The sequence below is a fragment of the Staphylococcus sp. KUGN1 genome, from assembly GCF_045984185.1.
Lineage (GTDB): Bacteria > Bacillota > Bacilli > Staphylococcales > Staphylococcaceae > Staphylococcus > Staphylococcus warneri_A.
Map to the genome: position 1 here is coordinate 1020449 of NZ_JBJQIL010000001.1, position 20623 is coordinate 1041071.

Annotated in this window: 23 protein-coding genes; 1 reads left to right on the plus strand and 22 read right to left on the minus strand. The window is 31.3% G+C overall.

The features are described from left to right. Window positions 1-5 precede the first annotated feature (5 nt). Window positions 6-1139, minus strand: a complete 1134-nt coding sequence (gene hemW / locus ACJQQZ_RS05010; RefSeq protein ID WP_124227789.1) for a radical SAM family heme chaperone HemW — start codon at window positions 1137-1139, stop codon at window positions 6-8. A gap of 151 nt (window positions 1140-1290) precedes the next feature. Continuing rightward, window positions 1291-3114: a translation elongation factor 4 gene (gene lepA / locus ACJQQZ_RS05015; protein WP_049424319.1), complete on the minus strand. Its 1824-nt coding sequence runs from the start codon at window positions 3112-3114 to the stop codon at window positions 1291-1293. A 331-nt stretch (window positions 3115-3445) separates the two neighbouring features. On the opposite strand from lepA, the gene rpsT reads away from it, so the two are divergent. Beyond that, complete coding sequence (gene rpsT / locus ACJQQZ_RS05020; protein ID WP_002451849.1) at window positions 3446-3697, plus strand: 30S ribosomal protein S20; 252 nt, start codon at window positions 3446-3448, stop codon at window positions 3695-3697. Between the two features lie 74 nt (window positions 3698-3771). Here rpsT and holA read toward each other — a convergent pair whose 3' ends face one another. The 20 genes from holA to greA form a co-directional block, all read right to left on the minus strand. Then, complete coding sequence (holA, locus tag ACJQQZ_RS05025) at window positions 3772-4746, minus strand: DNA polymerase III subunit delta (RefSeq protein WP_124227790.1); 975 nt, start codon at window positions 4744-4746, stop codon at window positions 3772-3774. Window positions 4747-4816: 70 nt separating this feature from the next. Beyond that, entirely contained in the window at window positions 4817-6880 is a 2064-nt protein-coding gene (locus ACJQQZ_RS05030) for a DNA internalization-related competence protein ComEC/Rec2 (protein ID WP_242238417.1), read from the minus strand. Window positions 6881-7007: 127 nt separating this feature from the next. Further along, window positions 7008-7469 carry a ComE operon protein 2 gene (locus tag ACJQQZ_RS05035; RefSeq protein WP_002451846.1) on the minus strand — a complete coding sequence of 154 codons (462 nt, stop codon included), beginning with the start codon at window positions 7467-7469 and terminating at the stop codon, window positions 7008-7010. Window positions 7470-7553: 84 nt separating this feature from the next. Beyond that, the gene (locus ACJQQZ_RS05040; RefSeq protein ID WP_408023088.1) at window positions 7554-8183 is read right to left on the minus strand and encodes a helix-hairpin-helix domain-containing protein; all 630 of its coding nucleotides are present in this window, start codon (window positions 8181-8183) and stop codon (window positions 7554-7556) included. A 100-nt stretch (window positions 8184-8283) separates the two neighbouring features. Further along, window positions 8284-9006, minus strand: coding sequence for a class I SAM-dependent DNA methyltransferase (locus ACJQQZ_RS05045; RefSeq protein WP_107532552.1), 723 nt, complete (start codon window positions 9004-9006; stop codon window positions 8284-8286). A 2-nt stretch (window positions 9007-9008) separates the two neighbouring features. Beyond that, window positions 9009-9362 carry a ribosome silencing factor gene (gene rsfS, locus ACJQQZ_RS05050; RefSeq protein WP_002451843.1) on the minus strand — a complete coding sequence of 118 codons (354 nt, stop codon included), beginning with the start codon at window positions 9360-9362 and terminating at the stop codon, window positions 9009-9011. Beyond that, window positions 9363-9947: a bis(5'-nucleosyl)-tetraphosphatase (symmetrical) YqeK gene (gene yqeK, locus ACJQQZ_RS05055; RefSeq protein WP_075778379.1), complete on the minus strand. Its 585-nt coding sequence runs from the start codon at window positions 9945-9947 to the stop codon at window positions 9363-9365. Next, window positions 9937-10512, minus strand: coding sequence for a nicotinate-nucleotide adenylyltransferase (locus ACJQQZ_RS05060; RefSeq protein WP_171970123.1), 576 nt, complete (start codon window positions 10510-10512; stop codon window positions 9937-9939). The genes yqeK and ACJQQZ_RS05060 overlap by 11 nt, the downstream gene beginning before the upstream one ends. Then, a complete protein-coding gene (gene yhbY, locus ACJQQZ_RS05065; RefSeq protein ID WP_002451840.1) occupies window positions 10509-10799 on the minus strand; it encodes a ribosome assembly RNA-binding protein YhbY in 291 nt (96 codons plus the stop codon). The genes ACJQQZ_RS05060 and yhbY overlap by 4 nt, the downstream gene beginning before the upstream one ends. Further along, window positions 10799-11608, minus strand: a complete 810-nt coding sequence (aroE, locus tag ACJQQZ_RS05070; protein ID WP_049424306.1) for a shikimate dehydrogenase — start codon at window positions 11606-11608, stop codon at window positions 10799-10801. The genes yhbY and aroE overlap by 1 nt, the downstream gene beginning before the upstream one ends. An 11-nt stretch (window positions 11609-11619) precedes the next feature. Further along, window positions 11620-12720 (minus strand): ribosome biogenesis GTPase YqeH, encoded by a 1101-nt coding sequence (yqeH, locus tag ACJQQZ_RS05075; RefSeq protein ID WP_049424304.1) that lies wholly within the window; start codon window positions 12718-12720, stop codon window positions 11620-11622. Next, window positions 12721-13248 carry a YqeG family HAD IIIA-type phosphatase gene (locus ACJQQZ_RS05080; RefSeq protein WP_049424302.1) on the minus strand — a complete coding sequence of 176 codons (528 nt, stop codon included), beginning with the start codon at window positions 13246-13248 and terminating at the stop codon, window positions 12721-12723. A 24-nt stretch (window positions 13249-13272) separates the two neighbouring features. Beyond that, the gene (gene mtnN / locus ACJQQZ_RS05085) at window positions 13273-13959 is read right to left on the minus strand and encodes a 5'-methylthioadenosine/S-adenosylhomocysteine nucleosidase (protein ID WP_049424299.1); all 687 of its coding nucleotides are present in this window, start codon (window positions 13957-13959) and stop codon (window positions 13273-13275) included. A gap of 318 nt (window positions 13960-14277) precedes the next feature. Then, a complete protein-coding gene (locus tag ACJQQZ_RS05090; protein WP_002451835.1) occupies window positions 14278-15513 on the minus strand; it encodes an NRAMP family divalent metal transporter in 1236 nt (411 codons plus the stop codon). Window positions 15514-15524: 11 nt separating this feature from the next. Beyond that, window positions 15525-16277 (minus strand): 5-oxoprolinase subunit PxpA, encoded by a 753-nt coding sequence (gene pxpA, locus ACJQQZ_RS05095; RefSeq protein ID WP_002451834.1) that lies wholly within the window; start codon window positions 16275-16277, stop codon window positions 15525-15527. After that, a complete protein-coding gene (locus tag ACJQQZ_RS05100; protein WP_124227794.1) occupies window positions 16277-17638 on the minus strand; it encodes an acetyl-CoA carboxylase biotin carboxylase subunit in 1362 nt (453 codons plus the stop codon). Before ACJQQZ_RS05100 ends, pxpA begins: the two co-directional genes overlap by 1 nt. A 13-nt stretch (window positions 17639-17651) precedes the next feature. Continuing rightward, window positions 17652-18098 (minus strand): acetyl-CoA carboxylase biotin carboxyl carrier protein, encoded by a 447-nt coding sequence (locus tag ACJQQZ_RS05105; RefSeq protein WP_002451832.1) that lies wholly within the window; start codon window positions 18096-18098, stop codon window positions 17652-17654. Window positions 18099-18101: 3 nt separating this feature from the next. Continuing rightward, window positions 18102-19106 carry a 5-oxoprolinase subunit C family protein gene (locus tag ACJQQZ_RS05110; protein WP_145505320.1) on the minus strand — a complete coding sequence of 335 codons (1005 nt, stop codon included), beginning with the start codon at window positions 19104-19106 and terminating at the stop codon, window positions 18102-18104. Next, window positions 19096-19827: a 5-oxoprolinase subunit PxpB gene (gene pxpB, locus ACJQQZ_RS05115; RefSeq protein ID WP_124227795.1), complete on the minus strand. Its 732-nt coding sequence runs from the start codon at window positions 19825-19827 to the stop codon at window positions 19096-19098. Before pxpB ends, ACJQQZ_RS05110 begins: the two co-directional genes overlap by 11 nt. Window positions 19828-20145: 318 nt before the next feature. Next, the gene (greA, locus tag ACJQQZ_RS05120; protein ID WP_002451829.1) at window positions 20146-20622 is read right to left on the minus strand and encodes a transcription elongation factor GreA; all 477 of its coding nucleotides are present in this window, start codon (window positions 20620-20622) and stop codon (window positions 20146-20148) included. Window position 20623: the final 1 nt, after the last annotated feature.

Here is a 20623-nt window from a genome sequence, read left to right on the forward strand (position 1 = left end):
TTATTTTAACTATTTAATAAAAATGCTTCAAAAACCTCATTACCAATGACTTTTCCTCTTTCTGTTAGATAAATATAATCTTGACTTTCTTCAATTAACTTTCTATTTTTTAAATCAATAATTGTTTGACCAAATATATGTTCAATTGATACATTGAATTTTTTGTTAAATTTATTTTTGTTTACGCCATTATTTAACCTTAATCCTAAAAACATTTCCTCTTCCATTTGCTCGGTGGCAGTTGGACGTGTTTGTGTTAAAATGGGTTCTTCCTGATTAGCAATAGCTTTTATGTAATGATTGACAGGATTCACATTTGTATAACGTACGCCATTTGTATAGCCACTAGCACCTGCCCCGAAACCATAGTATTCTTCATTTAACCAGTAAACCTTATTATGCTCTGATTCGTGACCTTCTATAGAGAAATTTGAAATTTCATATTGATGGAATCTTGAGTCCTCGATTTTGTGCATCAATGTTTGATACATTTCTGCGCCTAAATCTTCATTAGGCAATTTTAAATGACCTTTTCTATACATATTATAAAATTGAGTTTTTGGCTCTAGAATTAATCCATAACTTGAAATATGATCAATATCCATTTGCATAGCTAAATTCAGACTATCTTCAAAATCCTCTAAAGTTTGCTTAGGAAGGTGATACATTAAGTCTAAACTAATAGATTCAATACCAGCCTTTCTAGCATTGTTAACAGATTGATATATATCTTCTGTTTTGTGTGTTCTACCAAGAATTTCTAATAATTCTGGTTTAAATGTTTGTACACCCATAGAAATTCGGTTCACACCATATGATTTAAGTAATTTTACTTTTTCGAATGTTAATTCATCAGGGTTTGCTTCAAAACTAAATTCACCTTCAATAGTGAAAATTCTATTAATTGCTGATAATAGTTTATTGAGTTGTTCTATATTTAAAGCTGTAGGTGTACCACCACCTACATACATTGTGTTTAATGTCGTATTATCATTTAGAGTACGGCGTTCCATTTCTAATATTAATGAATCTAAATAATCATCAACTGGTTGTTTATCAATAAAATACTTGTTGAAGTCACAGTAAGTACATATGCGAACGCAAAAAGGTATATGAATATATGCGCTTTGTATTGACACATTAACTCCTCCATAATTATGGCTTAAAATCATAAAAAATTAGAGGCGGGATAGAATTAGTTTCAAAAACATCATTCTTTTCCCACCTCAGTTCAACTGTTTAGCTTTTATATCCAACACACATTTAATTAAGTGTATTACTATTTCAAAATTATTCTTCGTCCATTTTTAGTACTGCAAGGAATGCATCTTGTGGAATTTCTACGTTACCTACAGCTTTCATTTTTGCTTTACCAGCTTTTTGTTTTTCTAATAATTTACGTTTACGGCTAATATCTCCACCATAACATTTAGAAAGTACATTTTTACCCATAGATTTAATATTTGTTCGTGCAACAATTTTTTGACCAATAGCTGCTTGTACTGGAACTTCAAATTGCTGTCTTGGGATTAATGTTTTAAGTTTTTCAACTAATGCTTTTCCTCGATCGTAAGCAAAATCTTTATGCACGATGAAGCTTAATGCATCTACTTTTTCACCATTAAGCAATATGTCCATTTTAACTAGGTCACTTTCTTTATTTTCAATGAATTCATAGTCAAATGAAGCATACCCTTTTGTATTGGATTTAAGTTGATCAAAGAAATCAAATACTACTTCAGATAGTGGAATTTCATAGACAATGTTAACTCGAATGTCATCTAAATAGTCCATATTAACGAATTGTCCACGCTTACGTTGACATAGCTCCATAACGGCACCAACATAATCGTTCGGCACCATCATAGTTGCACGAACGTACGGTTCGTATATTTTTTCGATTCTATCACGTTCAGGCATTTGCGCTGGGTTATCTACTGTAACTTCTGATCCATCTTTTAAGATACATTGGTAAATTACTGATGGTGCTGTCGCAATCAATTCAATTCCAAATTCTCTTTCGATTCTTTCTTGAATTATTTCCATGTGTAACATACCTAAAAATCCAGTTCTATAACCAAATCCAAGTGCTTGAGATGACTCAGGTTCGAATTCTAATGAAGCATCATTTAATTGTAGTTTTTCAAGTGCTTCACGTAAATCATTATAATTTTTATTATCGATTGGGAAGAGTCCACAATAAACCATTGGGTTCATTTTTTTATACCCTTGTAATGGTTGTTCTGCAGGTCGATTCGCAAGTGTAATTGTATCACCGACACGTGAATCATCTACGTTTTTAATACTAGCAATAATATAACCAACATCGCCAACAGTTAATTCATCAACAGGTAATTGCTTAGGAGTATTAATTCCGACCTCAGTAACATCAAACTCTTTACCGGTAGCCATCATTTTAATCTTATCGCCAGCTTTTACTACTCCATCTATTATTCGGATAGATGAAATAACGCCTCTATAAGGATCATATTCAGAGTCGAAAATTAAAGCTTTCAGTGGTGCATCTGGATCACCATCTGGTGCTGGTACAACCTCAACAATCTTTTCAAGAATTTCTTCAATACCGATATTAGATTTGGCACTAGCAAGTACAACATCGTCTTGATCTAAACCAATAACATCTTCTAATTCTTGTTTAACTCTGTCAGGTTCAGCAGCTGGCAAGTCAATTTTATTAACTACAGGTAATAGCTCTAAATTATTATCTAAAGCTAAATAAACATTAGCTAAAGTTTGTGCTTCTATACCTTGTGCGGCATCTACAACTAAAATAGCTCCTTCACATGCTGCTAATGAACGAGATACTTCATATGTAAAATCGACGTGTCCTGGTGTATCAATTAAGTGGAATGTATATGTTTCTCCATCTTTAGCTTCGTATTTTAAACGTACAGCATTTAATTTGATTGTAATACCACGTTCTCTTTCTAAATCCATTGAGTCTAACAATTGATCTTGCATATCTCTTGTTTCAACTGATTTGGTATTTTCAAGGATTCTATCTGCTAGAGTAGATTTACCGTGGTCTATATGAGCAATAATGGAGAAATTTCTAATTTTCTCTCTTCTATTAAAACGTTCTTGCTTATCCATTGTATCCTTCTCACTTTCATATTAGTAACCCGTATTTGTATATCTTTGATATGATAACGTTTTTAAATTGCAAATGCAAACTTCCAATTAAACGTTTAAATAAATCAATTACTTTGATAAACTAATACTTATATTGGTTTAAGTATTATTAATGCATACTTTATTATAAAGTGTTACGAACTTAATTCCAATACTATAATGTGATATTCATTCATTAATATACGTATTAAATAAATGATTGCACAAAGGTAGTACATTTGATAAAATATTTCTTGTTGTAATCAAATAAAATTAATTTGATAAGTTAGTTCACTTTTAGGAGGTGACAGTAATGCCAAACATTAAATCTGCAGTTAAACGTGTTAAAACAACTCAAACAGCTGAAGAGCGTAATATTTCTAAAAAAAATACTATGCGTACAGCAGTTAAACGTGCGAAATCAGCTATTGAGACAAATGCCGATAACAAAAATGAATTAGTAAGCTTTGCAATTAAGCAATTAGATAAAGCTGCTCAAAGCAACTTAATCCACTCAAACAAAGCTGATCGCGTAAAATCACAATTGATGAGCGCTAACAAATAATAATAAATAAAAGCTAGTTCGCCTGTTTGGTCGAACTAGCTTTTATTTTTGTATCTAAGTACTAATACATCTATTTATAACGATAAAATAAATAATTCTAATATAAGTTGTTTATCCATATACGAAGATTTCAGTTTATAATCTGTTTCAGCACAAGAATCAATGATATTCAAAAGATCTTCCAATTGATAGTGACGAACCTGACCTAATGCTAACTTAACCCTATATGGATGAACATTTACTGTTTTTGCGATTTGTTGTCCGCTATAGCCTTTTTGACTTAAAAGTTTGCATTGATAATACAATCTATAGTTACTTGTAATAAGAGCTAGTAATTTAATTGGTTCTTCTTTCATGTTTATTAAATCTTTAACTAATTGAATAGCTTTGTTTTTTTGGCGCTTTTGAATATATTCAGTTAATAGAAATACATTTTGTTCTAAACTACGATTAATAATTTGGTTAACATCATCTTTATTAATTGTAGGTCTATCACCTAAAAATAACATTAGCTTATCTAATTCTTGAGAGACGATATTAAAATTAACACCAGTTAATTCAATAAACATATTAAGTGCATCTTGCTTAATATCTTTAAAATTCTCGTTAAGTTTAGATTGTATCCATTTTTTTATTTCCTCTTCAGACATCTGCTCAACTTTTTTAAGTTGACCATTTTTTTTAAGTGTTTTAGTCAGTTTCTTTCGTTCATCTAATTTATTTTGGTAAACTTCAAATATGATAAGATTATCACCATCATATTTCTCGAGAAACTCCATTAATTGGTCAGTATTTTGATTTAATTCTTTAGTTACTTTTTCTCCAGTAAATACGTAAGCGTTCTTAACTAAAATTGCCTTTTTGTCTGAAAAAAACGGCATAGTCAAAGTTTCTTCAATGATTGGTGTAATTTCTGTTTCGTATAAATTAAACTTTATGAAATTAAAGTCATCTTTTTCTGTCTGTAAGTATATATTGATTATTTCCGAACTTTTTTTCTCAACTAGGTCTGCCACTTCTCCGTATACCGTAACGATATTATCAGACATATATTACACCCTTTCAAATTAGTTCACATTAAGAAATTATATCATGATATATTGATGAACCTCTAGTCATTTAGTTAGGTTGATTCGTAGTAATCGTTAAATTCGAATTCAATTTAACTGTTATTTCTCCATTCACTTGTGTATCCAATACTTTACTCCCAAATCCTTGTAATCGTTGAATCACTTCTTGATTAGGTAGTTTATATTTATTACCTTTTCCACTCGATATGAGACTGATTTTTGGTTTTATTAATTTAATTAAATTATGTGAACTACTAGTTTTACTTCCATGGTGTGCCACTTTTAAAATATCTATCCTAGGTAATTGATAACGTTGTAAAAGCAATTCTTCATTTTTAATACTCATGTCACCGGTTAGCAATATTTTTTTATGTTTATATGATATAAGGATAACAATAGATTGTTCATTTTTATCATCACTATCTTTTATATACGTATCCATAAAACGAAGGGTTGCTTTTTTTAAAGTAAGTGTATGTAAATTATTAACATCTATTAAATTAATACGATTGGATTTACAAATTTTTTCTATATTATACAATTCTGCTTTAGAAAAACTGTCTTTTAATAACACAATGTTCTTTATATTAATGTGAGATGCTAAATAAGGCAATTCACCCATGTGATCGAGATGAGGATTAGATATTATAAGATAATCGACTTTAGAAACACCTTTTGATTTTAAACTTGGTATCGTTTTGTATTTCGAAATATTAAAGTTAGGTTGCTTATGTTTTTCTGTTCGTTTACCTCCAGTATCAATCATAATATTTTGTTTACTATCAGTTTGGAATAATACGCTGTCACCTTGACCAACATCAAACATTGTTAACTGCCCTTCGTTATCACTAGTATAATGAATGATAATGAGAATACCCATACTGATAACAAATGTCGCTTTAAAAAAATGCTTTTTAACAAATAAATACAAAGACAGAAATGTGAATATCAAAATCAATAACAAGCTATTTGAACTAAGTTCTGGCACAAAAATTCTTAGATACTTTAACTTTAAAAATATAGATACTAAATCATCATGGAAATTAAAAATAGCAGCAATAACAGAATTTAAGATATCTAAATGAATTGTAAAATGTGATAAGACAAAGAAAAGAATAGCTAAAGGAAATATTAAAAAACTATAAAATGGTACAAAAACTAAATTAGAAATTAAGCCAATCCATTGGATTTGATTAAAATGATAAATACTTATGAGTAAGGCACCTAGTTGTGCAATAAATGTAACTGCAACGATAAGCTTTAATCCAGTTAAATGTTTTAATAACGGCGATGAAATAATTAGAAATAATGAAATGAGAAATGAAAATTGAAATCCAATATCGTAGATTATTTGAGGATTAATAAAAAACATTAAAATAAAAACAATAGACAATAATTCAAGTGGATTTATTTTTAATGATCTGGGGAGTAAAAGTAAAATAATAGCAGCCAAAATAGCTCTAACTGCACTTGGAGCAAAATCGGTATATAAAGCATAAAGCGGTAAAAGTATAAGAAGTACTAATTTAATGATAATAGTGGGTGTATTGAATCTAACAAAAATTTGATATACCAAGTAAATCAATGCTGCTACGTGTGAACCACTTACTGCAAGTAAATGATAGATACCAATTTCCTTTACATCTTCTATAAACATTGGATTTAAAGAACTAGTATATCCAGATATCAAGGCTAACATTCTATCAAAATAAATATTATGAGAGTTTTGCATTTGCTCACGAATATAACTTTGATAATTCGTCATAAAAGAAAAACGTTTGTTAGATTGACAACTACTCAAATCGATTTGTCTAATAAATATGTATGGTTGAGAAGTATTGTTTAATGAGAATTCACCTTTGATTAAACATGTTTGATTTTCAATACTCATGGGTTTATTAATATCTTTAACTTTGTATAAAAACTTATATTCGTTTCCTTTCCAGTTAAGAATACCCTTAAATGATTCCAATCCTTTATTTAACTTAATTATAGATACCATATCAATGATGTATCTATTTTTATTTAAATGTCGTTCTTCTTTGTCTTTTTTATCATTTGATGTGTTTAATATAACCATACTTAGTATAAAGAATATTAATACACTCAACACGTATCGTTTCAATAAATTTTTACGCATGAGTATAAACAGTAGACAACATAATATAAAAGTAGAGAGTATACGGTTAGATAACCATAGAATCCCTACTAAACAAGATAGTGCAATATAAAACAATGATTTAGCCTTGTGTTAAATACTGAGCTACATATTCAGGTGAAAATGGTATTTTTTTATACTCTATGCCCGATTGATCTAATAACTTCATAGCATATTCATGATTATGGTAATCTTCAGCATAGTAGATAGTTTTAATACCAGCCTGAATAATTGATTTAGTGCAATTTAAACACGGAAAATGTGTAACATAAATTGTTGCACCTTCTGTTGAAACACCTTGCTTTGCACATTGTAGTAATGCATTCATTTCAGCATGTATTGTACGAATACAATGTCCATCTTCAATTAAACAACCTTCATCTATACAATGAACTTCACCAGCAACTGAACCATTGTAGCCTCCCGCGATAATACGATTATCTTTCACAATAGTTGCGCCAACTGATAATCTTTGACAAGTTGATCTTAAGGCTAACAAGTGGCTTTGTGCCATAAAGTATTCTTCCCATTTAATTCTCTCCATGATGTTCTTTGCCTCCATCGTACATAATTAAAATAGTAATTATAGCTTAATCATTTTAAAATGATATTGCAAATGCATTTATCATTATACGGTAAAATATTCTTTAAGTTTTTCAAATGTTTTTGAACCAAAACCTTTGATATTTTTCAAATCATCAATGCTATTAAATGAACCTTTTTGATTTTTATAATCGATGATTTCTTTTGCTTTAGATGGCCCAATGCCAGGTACTTTCATTAATTGTTCTTCTGTGGCTAAATTTAAATTTATAGGTGCTTTATTTACATTACCAGTACCATTAAATTGATTAGATTGACTTTGTACTTGCTGAACACTGTTTTCCCCTTTTTCAGGTACGTATATTAGCTTTTGGTCTATGAGTTTTTCTGAAAAATTGAGTTGCTTTGTGTCGGCGGTTTTTAATAATTGCGCTTTATTCAGTATATCGATCATCCTATCTGAACTATTCATTTTATATACATTAGGATGTTTCACTGCACCTTTGATATCTACATATATAATTTGGTTATCTTTTTTTCCTACTTCTTGACTAGTCGGAGTTGTTTTATTTCCATTTTTCTCATTTTGATTGTCTTTATCAGCATAATTGTGTGTTGTAGATTCTATATAAGCTGATTTATCTTCCGATTGATTTGAATTCATAACATAAAATATCATCAAAAATATGAAGAGTGCACCCATGATAAAATACATTTTGTGATCACTCAAATATGATTTAACTTGATTGAATTTAGACAGCAAAAAAATCACCCTTTCATACTAATTAACGTATGCTAGAGTGATTTTACTTTATTTAAAATTGTTTTTGAGCTACAAAAAATAAGCGATCTGCTTGTTCACTTTCATTATTCATATCAAAATCAGTAAACGTTTTAATTACGTTGAAACCACATTGTTCCAATAAATTTAAATATACATCTTTTTCAAATGTTCTTTGGTAATGTTCTTCATCAAATCGTTGATATAATCCATCCTCATGTTCAATAAAGAAGGACATTTGATGATATACGCTTAAAGGTTCATCACCTTTAATTGCATCCCAACCTAAATATACATGTTCAGTTTCGTCGATATAACTTTGATTATTAAATAGCGTGTTCATTTTTTCTACAGTATGAACATCAAAGATTAATAATCCTCCCTTGTTCAAATGAGAATGAACATGTATGAAAGTATTTTCAACATCTTCAATAGTAGGTAAATAGTTTAAAGAGTCACAAAATATAGTTATGATATCAAATTGGTAGTCTAATTTAAAGCGAGTCATATCGCCCTCTATCCAAGTTATTTGATTAGACTTTTGAGAAGCGATTGCCAACATATCAGCACTAATATCCATACCATTGATATGACCTAATTCATTTAACATGCATGTAAGTGTGCCTGTTCCACAACCTATATCTAGTATATTGGGATGATTGTGTGCATAATATTGAACTATATCGAACCATAAATGATAAGGTTGATCTTGAGTTAGTTGATCATACACTAGGCTCATTTCTTCATATTGAGACATAATTAGTGAACAACCTGACCGTATGATTCAATTGGTGCATCTTGATATAATTTCTCAATATTATAATAAGGACGCTCGTCTTTATGGAAAATATGTACAACTACATTAGCTAAGTCGAGAAGAATCCATCTTGCGTCTTGATAGCCTTCCATACGTTTCACATCAATATCTTGTTCATGAACTGCTTCTTTTACAGCCTTTGCAATCGATTGAACTTGGCGTTCATTGTTTCCATGACAAACCACAAAGTAATCTGTCATATCACTAATACCTTGCATATTAAGAGAAATAATATCTTCTGCTTTTTTGTTTTCCGCTGCATCTACAGCAATATTTAACAATTTGTCTGAGTTCATTTAATCATCCTTTATTCTTTCATCACTATAATTATAATAATTTAAACAAGCAATCGTAGCGCCATAAACCGTAATATCTTTTTGAATTAAAAATAACACTGTTCGCTTAGAAATTTCGTAAATTGTTTTATCTAAGCTACCTTGATTGTATGCCATATCTCTTATTTCTTCAACTCCTGGGGTTTTACGCCCTGGTTCAATATAATCAGCAATAAATACTAATTTCTCTGTTTTAGTCATTTGTTGACGACCAGTAGTGTGATATTTGATTGCTAACAGCACTTCCTCATCTTTAACATCAAAATCGTTTTCCATTATTGCAGAACAAACAGGACCATGGAGAATTTCGCCACCATAGCTTAATAAATCAGTTTCTAATTCATATTGTCTAACCACTTGATACATTGTACTCAAATCATCATATTTACAGTAGTCATGTAAGACACCGGCTAACTCTGCTTTATCTTTATCTCCATCATATATTTCTGCTAGTTTTACAGCTGTTTCGGCTACTCTAAGTGAATGTTTATATCGTTTTTCAGGTAATTTTTCTTTAACTAATTCCTTAGCATTTTCAATGTTCATATAACCCTTCCTCTCGAATATAATGCTCAACACTTTGAGGAACTAATATTTGAATAGATTGTTTTGATTTAATACGTTCTCGTATCATTGATGAACTAATATCCATACGTGGAATTGTAATAGATATCATATCATCCTCAACATGTTGTACTTCTTTTTCTCTGTTAACAACAATAAACGTAATCAATTGTTTTAATTCATCAATGTTATACCAACGATCCAATTGATTATATTGGTCTGTACCTATTATGAAATAAAATTCTGAATCGGGTTGTGAATGTGTTAGAGATAAAAGTGTATCATACGTATAACTTTGTCCTTTTCTTTCTAACTCTTCATAACTAATTTTACCAAAACCCAGTGTATCAATGGCTAGTTCAATCATATTAAGACGTTGTGGAGCTTCCAAGAAATCTTTGTGGTCTTTCAAAGGCGCCATATAACTAGGTAAAAAATAAAACTCATCAGGTTTAATTTTATGAAAGACTTCACTTGCTACCATCATGTGAGCAGTATGAATCGGGTTGAATTGTCCACCATACAAAACTATTTTTTTTGACATTATGGTAGCGTGATTTCTTTATTTTCCTGTGATTCTCTATATAAAACAATCATAGACCCGATTACTTGAACAACTTCACTGTTTGTAGCTTCTCCTAATGTAGTCGCAAGTTCATTTTTATCATCAAAATTATTTTGTAAAACATGTATTTTAATTAGCTCACGTTTTTCAAGTGTTTCATCAATTTGATTTACCATATTTTCATTAATACCACCTTTACCAATTTGGAAAGTGGGATCAGTATTGTGTGCTAAACTACGTAAATATCTCTTTTGTTTTCCTGTTAACATTATTTAACTCCTTTTAGTTCGTTTAAAACTGAATTTTTCATTGTCTTGATATCAGCTTGTAATCCAGTCCATATTTTAAAACTTTCTGCCCCTTGATATACAAACATATCTAATCCATTATATATTGGATTACCTTTTTTCTCTGCTGCTATTAAAATAGGCGTTTTATAAGGTATATATACAATATCACTCACTAAAGTTTCTGGGTTTAAGTATTTTAAATCAATGGGTATATCTTGATTATTATCCATTCCTGCAGGAGTAGTATTGATAATAATATCAAACTCATCCAAATGTGATTCCGCTTGGTCGAGTGAAATTTGATTGACATCTAGATCCCATGACTCAAAACGTTTCATCGTACGATTGGCTACAGTTAGTTTAGGTTGAACAAACTTATTGAGTTCGTTTGCTATACCTTTACTAGCACCACCAGCACCTAATATTAAAATATAAGCATTTTCTAAATCATTGTATACTTGTCTTAAGCCCGTAACATAGCCTATCCCATCTGTATTATAACCTATCCATTTACCGTCACGAATTAATACAGTATTTACTGCACCAACAGATGATGACTGATGATCAATTTCATCTAAATAAGGTATAATACGTTCTTTATGTGGAATAGTGATATTAAAACCATCTAAACTTTTACATTCAATTATCTCTTTGATATGATTAAAATTTTCAATTGGAATGTTAACTGCTTCATAAGTGTATTTTAAATCTAACGACTCAAAATTTTTATTATGCATTAGCGGTGATAAAGAATGTGAAATTGGATCTCCAATTACTGCAAATTTCACGTTTATCCCTCCTATAATATTGAATTTCTTAAGATGACATCTACATTTTTAGGGACTCTAACAATCACTTTTGCACCAGAATCAATCGTTATAAAACCTAAACCAGAAATCATTACATCTCTTTTCTCTTTACCAGTTTCTAAACGAACAGCTTTCATTTCACTCATATTAAATTGGCTAGGATCATGCGGTGGTGTTAATAAATCGCCTATATGATTCTTCCATAATTCATTTGCTTTTTCTGTTTTAGTTCGATGTATATTTAGTTCATTAGAGAAGAAACATACTAAAGGTCTTTTACCACCTGAGACATAATCGATTCGTGCTAAACCACCAAAGAACAGAGTTTGACCTTCATTTAATTGATATACACGTTGTTTAATTTCTTTTTTAGGCATAACTAATTTTAATTCTTTTTCAGTTACAAAATGAGTCATTTGATGAGACTGTATTATTCCTGGCGTATCAAACATAAAGGATTTTTCATCTAAAGGTATATCAATCATATCTAATGTAGTACCTGGGAATCTTGATGTTGTAACAACATCTTTTTCACCCACACTTAGTTCTATAAGTTTATTTATTAATGTGGATTTACCTACATTAGTTGTACCGACAATATATACATCTTCTTGATCACGATACTTATTGATTGAATCTAATAAGTCTTCGATGCCTTGCCCTTTTTCTGCAGAAATAAGTACTACATCTTCCGCTTCAAGTCCATATTTTTTAGCGGCGCGTTTCAACCACTCTTTTACGCGACGGTGATTAATCTGTTTAGGTAGTAAATCCATTTTGTTAGCAACTAAGATGATTTTTTTATTACCTACAATTCGTTTAATGGCATTGATAAATGAACCCTCAAAATCAAAAACATCAACTACATTTACTACTATGCCACTTTTGTCTGACAAACCTGTTAGTAAATTTAAGAAGTCTTCACTATCCATGCCCACATCTTGAACATCATTATAATTTTTCAGACGAAAACATCGTTTACAGATAACATCTTCTCTAAATAAATTGTGTTCTGGAACATAACCAGGTGCATTCTTATCCTCAGATTGCAAAGGCGCTCCACAACCAATACATTTTAATTCTTCACTCAATCAATTTTCCTCCCACTTGATATAACCTTTTTTTCTAAAGTGATTTAACAATCTTCTTTCAATAAGTCGATTAAATTTAGTGATAAATCCATCTGTTCTTTTAACAGGTACTACCATAATTGTATATAAACCATTACGATTACCACCGAAAACGTCAGTTAACATTTGATCACCAATGACAACAGTTTCATTCGGCTTTATATTCATTTGTTTAATTGCTTTTTTAAATGCTTTACCCATTGGTTTTCTTGCTTTACAAATAAAATCTACATTTAAATCTTTTGAAAATTCACCAACACGTTGTTCATTATTATTTGAAACGATCGTAATTTGAATCCCTTTTTCTCTCGCTTCTTTGAACCACTGTTTTATTTGTTCGGTAGGCGCAACAACATCCCAACCTACTAGTGTGTTATCTAAATCTGTAATAATACCTTTTACACCTGTATCTGCTAATTTATCGATATTAATTTCGAAAACTGATTTAACATATGCATTAGGCATAAAGTAATGTTTAATAATACCCATTAGTCTGTCACCTTTACTCATTTATTATAATTTTTTTACTAATAATTCTACCATTTCACTTGAAGAAACTGCAGCCTTACCTAAAAATTCCTCAAAAGTCATATCCGCTTCACCATTTGCTAAATCAGATACCGCTCTTGTGATTATAAAAGGAACTTTAAATTGATAACATACTTGTGCAATTGCTGTTGCTTCCATTTCAACAGCCATTGCGTCTGCAAAACGAGATTTTATTAATTTACGTTGTTCTGCACTACCTATAAAGTTATCGCCACTCACTATCAAGCCTGTTTTAGCATTTAAATGTTGTTGTTGTACCACTTCAACAGTTTCTTTTAATAATTGTTGATTAGCTTCATATTTTTCAGGCATTTGTGGAATTTGTCCTAATGCATATCCAAATGCAGTCGCATCAGCATCGTGATAAGTCACATCATTACTGATCAATACATCTCCAATTTCTAGGCTTTCATCTAATGCACCAGCAGAACCTGTATTGATAATAAATTTAGGATTAAATTTTTCGATGAGTAATGTAGTTGATATTGCTGCATTGACTTTACCTATACCGCTTTGAGTAATGACAACCTCTTTATGATTAAGTTGCCCTGTATAAAATTTAACATGTGCAACTGTAATTTCACTTAAATTCACTAATTTATCTTTTAAAATGGCAACTTCTTCTTCCATTGCACCAATAATACCAATCATTATTGTCCCACCTTACTTATATTATACTAGCATTAGTTATTCTATCACATTTTCATAATTTCAACGACACTACGAGTATTAAAATCACTATGTACTATTAAAAATAAAGCGCTAATACAATGAGGAAATATGAAAAAGTAATTAACCACTTGAACTGAATCAAAACAGTTCTTCGAAACTAGAATTATATAATAACTTTACAAAGTTAATCTCTTAACATTGGATTGTAAATTATCTATAATCCTATTTACTTTTATCAGGACCTCAATGTATTAACGCCCTTTAATTATTATTATTTTATTAAATTAAAACTATGATTTAACCTTTCCATAAACTTGCTAAATCTTGTAGTGAAAAGATACCAGTTAAAATTGTAACGATTACAGCTACAATACCGAATATTAGCATCCATGTTGGGTGTTTATAATCACCAACAATCGATTTTTTTCTACTTGCAATTAAAATGACAGAAAGTGTAATTGGCAAGATCCAACCATTAATCACACCTGCGATAATAAGTAAACTTACAGGTTTACCGATGAATAAGAAAATAATTGTTGAAATAACAATAAATGTGATAACAATTAAATTATTCTTATTAAAGAGTGATTTGTGCATCGTTTTTAAGAAAGTCGCACTAGTATAGGCTGAACCAATTACTGAAGACATTGCTGCTGCAAAAATCACCACACCAAATATATTTTTACCAATAGGTCCTATAGCATGTTCGAACACTGATGCTGGTGGATTTTCAGAACTAAGCGTTACTCCTGTTACAACAACACCTAATACTGCTAGGAATAGCAATGTACGCATAACACCCGTAGTTAAAATACCTGCAATGGCTGAATGGTTAACAAATGGTAAAAATTCTTTACCTTTGATACCAGAATCCAAAATTCTGTGAGCTCCAGCAAATGTTATATATCCGCCAACTGTTCCACCCACTAATGTAATAATAGGTAAAATTAATTTGATTGGATGTTCAGGTGCAAAGGTATGTACCAAAGCATCTCCATATGGTGGATTAGATACAACCATGACATATGCGACGATCAATATCATAATGACACCTAAAATCATAGATACTACATCCATAATTTTTTGACCACTTTTACTAACAAAAATCAAAATTGAAAAGATAGCAGTAATCGCTGCACCCCATTTTACATCTATACCAAACATAGCGTTTAACCCAAGACCTGCACCGGCAATATTACCAATATTAAATGCTAATCCACCAAATGCAATTAAAACAGAGATAACTGTTCCAAGCCCAGGAACAATTTTATTGGATACCTCTTGTCCTCTTAAGCCAGTAACTACAAGAACTCTCCAGATATTAATTTGTGCACCTATATCTATTAATATAGAAATTAAAATCGCAAACGCGAAACTAGCATAAAATTGTGCAGTAAATACTGCTGTTTGAGTTAAAAAGGCAGGTCCGATTGCTGACGTTGCCATTAAAAAGACTGATCCTAGCAATAATCTTTTATGATTTCTAGTGAATGTTGCTTTCCCATTATTGTTTGATGTTAATTTTTCTCCCATGTTAGAACCCCCTATAAGGATTGAATATCAATGCCTTCTTTCGTTAATTTTTCCCTAATTTTAGTTACAAATTCTAATGCATGTGCGCCGTCACCGTGTACACATATCGTATCTGCTTGAAGTGTGATTTCTTTATTGTTTTTAGATACAACTTTATTTTCTGTTACCATTTTAATAACTTGATTTAATGCTTCCTCAGAGTCGGATATTACAGCATCAGGTTCTTTACGACTAACGAGTTGTCCGTCATCTTCATATCGACGATCAGCAAAAACCTCAGATGCAGTTTTTAAACCTATTTTTTCAGCTTCTGAAATGAGTAATGTATTAGCTAAACCAACAAATACCAATGTTTTATCAAAGTCATATACTGCTTGTGCAATTGCACTTGCAATCGTCTTATCTTTGGCACCCATTTGATACAGTGCCCCATGTGGTTTTACATGATTCATCTTCACATCATGAATTTGACAAAAGCCATTTAGCGCCCCAAGTTGGTAAACTACGATGTTATATATTTCTTCAGGTGACATATCTAATTTACGGCGACCAAAACCTTGTAGATCAGGTAATCCAGGATGTGCACCAATGCCTATGTTGTGTTTTTTTGCTAATTGTATTGTTTCGTTCATCACATTGGCATCTCCAGCATGAAATCCACACGCGATATTGGCTGATGTGATTAATGGTAGTATGTCTTTATCTCCACCAAAAGAATAGTTACCAAATGCTTCACCTAAGTCACAATTTAAATCGACTTGCATTATAAAGTCACCCCTTTAATAATTTGATGTTTTTCAAGGAATTTTATATCAACATTTCTGGCATCTCCATCGGCATAAGCAGGATAATTGAGTACTGCATATAGGAAATCCGCTGTCGTTGTAAAGCCATCAATAACCATTTCATCTAACGTCACTTTTAATTTTTGGATTGCACTACTTCTATCTGACCCTTTAACAATTACTTTGGCTACTAATGAGTCATAGTAAGGTGAAACCTTATAGCCTGGATAAAGAAGTGAATCTACTCTTACATTAAAACCTTGTGGTAGATGCAAACCGTTAACTTTACCTGGTGTAGGTTGGAATTGTTTTTCCGGATTTTCAGCATTTATTCTAGCTTCAATGACGTGACCATTAAATTGGATATCTTCTTGTTTAAACGGTAACTCATCATGTTGTAGTAAATATAGTTGTGCGACTAATAAATCTCTATCCGCACGCATTTCGGTTACTGTATGTTCGACTTGAATTCTAGCATTCATTTCAATAAAATAATGTGCATCTTCAGTAACTAAAAATTCAATTGTTCCTGCACTTCTGTACTGTGATGCTTTTGCTACTTTAACTGCATCTTCACAAATTCGTGCTCGTCTTTCTTCCGTAAGTGCGGCACATGGAGATTCTTCAATTAATTTTTGATTCTTTCTTTGTACTGAGCAGTCACGTTCACCTAAATGCACAAAGTTATCTTTACCATCGCCAATAATTTGTACTTCAACATGTTTGGCTACTGGTATAAATGCTTCAACATATACACGATCATCGTTGAAATATTTTTGACCTTCACTTTTTGCTTCTTTAAATGCCTTAGCTAATTGTTCTGGTTCTTTAACAATTCGTATACCTTTTCCACCGCCACCACTAGCGGCTTTTAATACGACAGGAAAACCGATATCTTTAGCAAGTTCTTCAATTTCCTCTACTGATTTTACTTCGTCGGTAGATCCAGGTATCACTGGTACACCAGCGCCATCTACTGTTTGTCTAGCTGTTATTTTATCTCCCATCATTTCCATAGTAGTTTTATTAGGTCCTATAAAATGAATATTATTATCTTCAACAGCTTCAGCAAATGAAGTTGATTCTGATAAAAAACCATACCCTGGGTGTATAGCGTTTGCACTACTTACCTCAGCGGCTCCAATTATTCTTGGAATATTTAAATAGCTATCAAGAGGGTTTGCTTCACCAATACATATAGCTTGATCTGCTAACCCTACATGGAGACTATCTTCATCTCCTTTAGCATAAATTGCTACGGTTTCGATACCCATTTCTCTACAGGCACGAATAATCCTTACAGCAATTTCCCCTCTGTTTGCAATTAAACATCGATACATTATGTAAGCCTCCTTACTTCAAAGTCACTAATACTTGGTCATATTCAACATTTGTACCATGTTCTACAGCAATATTAGCCACTTCTCCAGCAATATCACTCGTCACTTCATTCATTACTTTCATTGCCTCAATAAAACCTATAACGTCACCTTTTTCAATTTTGTCTCCAACTTTAATTTGTGGTTCAGTTAATTCTTTACTATCTTGTAAAAAGAACGTGCCAACCATAGGTGATTTAATAGCATTCTCTTCATTTTGAGTATCAGTACTTTGAGAATCTTGTTGAGCATTATTATTTGAAGTACTGCTTGGACCTTGTGAAACGGAAGGCGCTTGTGAAATAACTTGACCTTCTGTGAAATCTAACTCTATTTCATTCTCAAAATCTTTATATTTAAATTTTTTAACATCATTTGCTTTTACTAATTTAATAATCTCTTCTATTTTTTTGGTATTCATTTGTTAAAATTCTCCTTTCATCAGATTCGCTAATTTTCTAGATGTTCTTCTCATACTTTTCATGTCATATAGCGGCTGACTTTTTATTTTTTTTAATTCTTCTTGGAATTGTTTATTAAATTGCTTTGATTCATTTATAGCATCTTCTACAGATATCCACTTAAATCGAATAGATTCTCCTGGTTGAAATTGGACTAATTGACTTAATCCTAATTGTGTAACCGTAGCAATTTTTGTATAACCACCAACAGTCTGTTTATCATTTAGTAAAATGATAGGGTTACCATCATTCGGTACTTGAATACTACCTAATGCTACAGGCTCTGAAATGATATCTGCACTTTCTTCAGGTGCAATATTTTCTCCTTTAAGACGGAAACCCATACGATCAGACATCTCTGAAATAACATATTCATTATCTGTTAACTTTGCTTTAGCATCTTGAGAGAATGATTCAATCTGTGGTCCTTCAATGATGAGTATCACATTATCTTTATTGGCAAGATTAATTTGTGATGCACGCCCAATGTTATTCTTATACGAAGGGTCATCATTTGTTTGAATAATATCATCTTTCTTCAATGATCGACCTTTATAACCACCCATATTACTTCTTGTGTGTGTTGAATAACTGTCTGCAATGATTGGTATATCTAAAGGTTGTCCAAAGGTAATATACCCTCTAGCACCTTTTATGGCATTACCAATCTCTAATATATCACCTGGCTTCACACCGTATATAATTTGAGATTCAATAGCTTCACCATTGAGTAACGCATTGAAACGACCACCTGCAATGGTAAATGAATTCTCTTTTAGAAACTGAATCGATGGGCCAATAATTGTAAATTCCAGTGCTGGGCCATCATTACCAATGAGATGAGATGCAATTTGATAATGATTTAGATCAAGTGCACCTGCCTCTGAAAACCCAACGTTCATATAACCTTTACGACCAATATCTTGAACCGTAGTAAATAAACCTGGTTTCAAAATTTTAATACTCATTTTCGTAAGTCACCCACTTATCTATGTCAAAATGTTCATTATTAATATCTGATACAATTTGGTCATATTCATCTTGTGTTATTGCCTTAAATTGCATGTAATCACCAGCCTCATAAATCGTCATTGGATCTCTGTTTAAATCAAAAACTTTTAATGGTGTTCGTCCAATGATTTGCCAACCTCCAGGCGAATCTAATGGATATAAGCCTGTTTGATTATTAGCAATACCTACTGAGCCAGCGTCAATCTTAACTCTTGGTTCAGAACGACGTGGTGTATGAATGCGCTTATCTAATCCACCTAAATATGGGAAACCTGGCATAAAGCCTAGCATATAAATCAAATAAGCTTGTTGTGTGTGTATATCTATCACTTCGTCATTTGACAAATTATTGTAAGACGCAACTTCATCTAAATCTGGACCAAAATCTCCACCATATACAACTGGTATGGTAATTATCTTACGTTGATTTTGATTATTAAGTTTTGTGTCTGAAATTTGACTGAGTTCTAAATTTTCAATTAATTCAGTGCCATCGATATTCATATTATCGAATGTGATTAGAATGGCTCTGTAAGACGGGACAATATCAATAATATCCTTGTGCTTTTGATTCTGAATATATTGTACTGTCTTATTAACTTTTTCATATGTATTTTCACTAATTTCATTTTCAAAATAAATCATTAGTGATTGTTCATTAATCAATCTTGTTTCCAACTTACCAATTCCTCCCCTTTTTATAGGACTTAGTTGTTGTACCATTCTATTGTATCATTTTCATTGTATATATGTTTAATAAGTAATTCGAATTATTGTTAATAACCAATTTGTCATGATACACAAAAATTTGCTCGTTTCAACAATAAAACAATTTATACAAAATTTTCTATATTCTATTTAATCATAATCAATTTCATTTGTCGCTATTTATTGCGTCATTTTCTATTGCTCATACTAAAATCGAAATATAGCTTAGGAATTCTTTCTATTAAAAAAACAGGCATTGTAAGATAACAATGCCTGCAATACTTATAATTATTTAATATCAACAATTTTAACGTTCATTTCGCCACCATTTGGTAATGGTACACGAACTTCATCATCTAATGATTTACCAATTAATGCTGATGCCATTGGAGATTCATTTGAAATTTTACCTTTGAAAGCGTCTGCTTCAGCAGAACCTACAATCTGATAACTTTCTTCTTCATCACCTGGTAACTCTACAAAAGTTACAGTTTTACCAATTTGAACTGTATTATTGTCGCCAGTATCTTCGATGATTAAAGCGTTTCTAATCATATGTTCAATACGTTGTATATCTTGCTCAATAAAACCTTGCTCATCTTTAGCTGCATCATATTCGGAGTTCTCAGATAAGTCACCAAATGAACGTGCAACCTTAATTTTTTCTACCACTTCTGGTCTTTTAACTGTTTTTAATTCTTCTAATTCTTGTTCTAACTTTTCGAATCCTTCTTGTGTCATTGGATACTGTTTTTGATTTTCCATT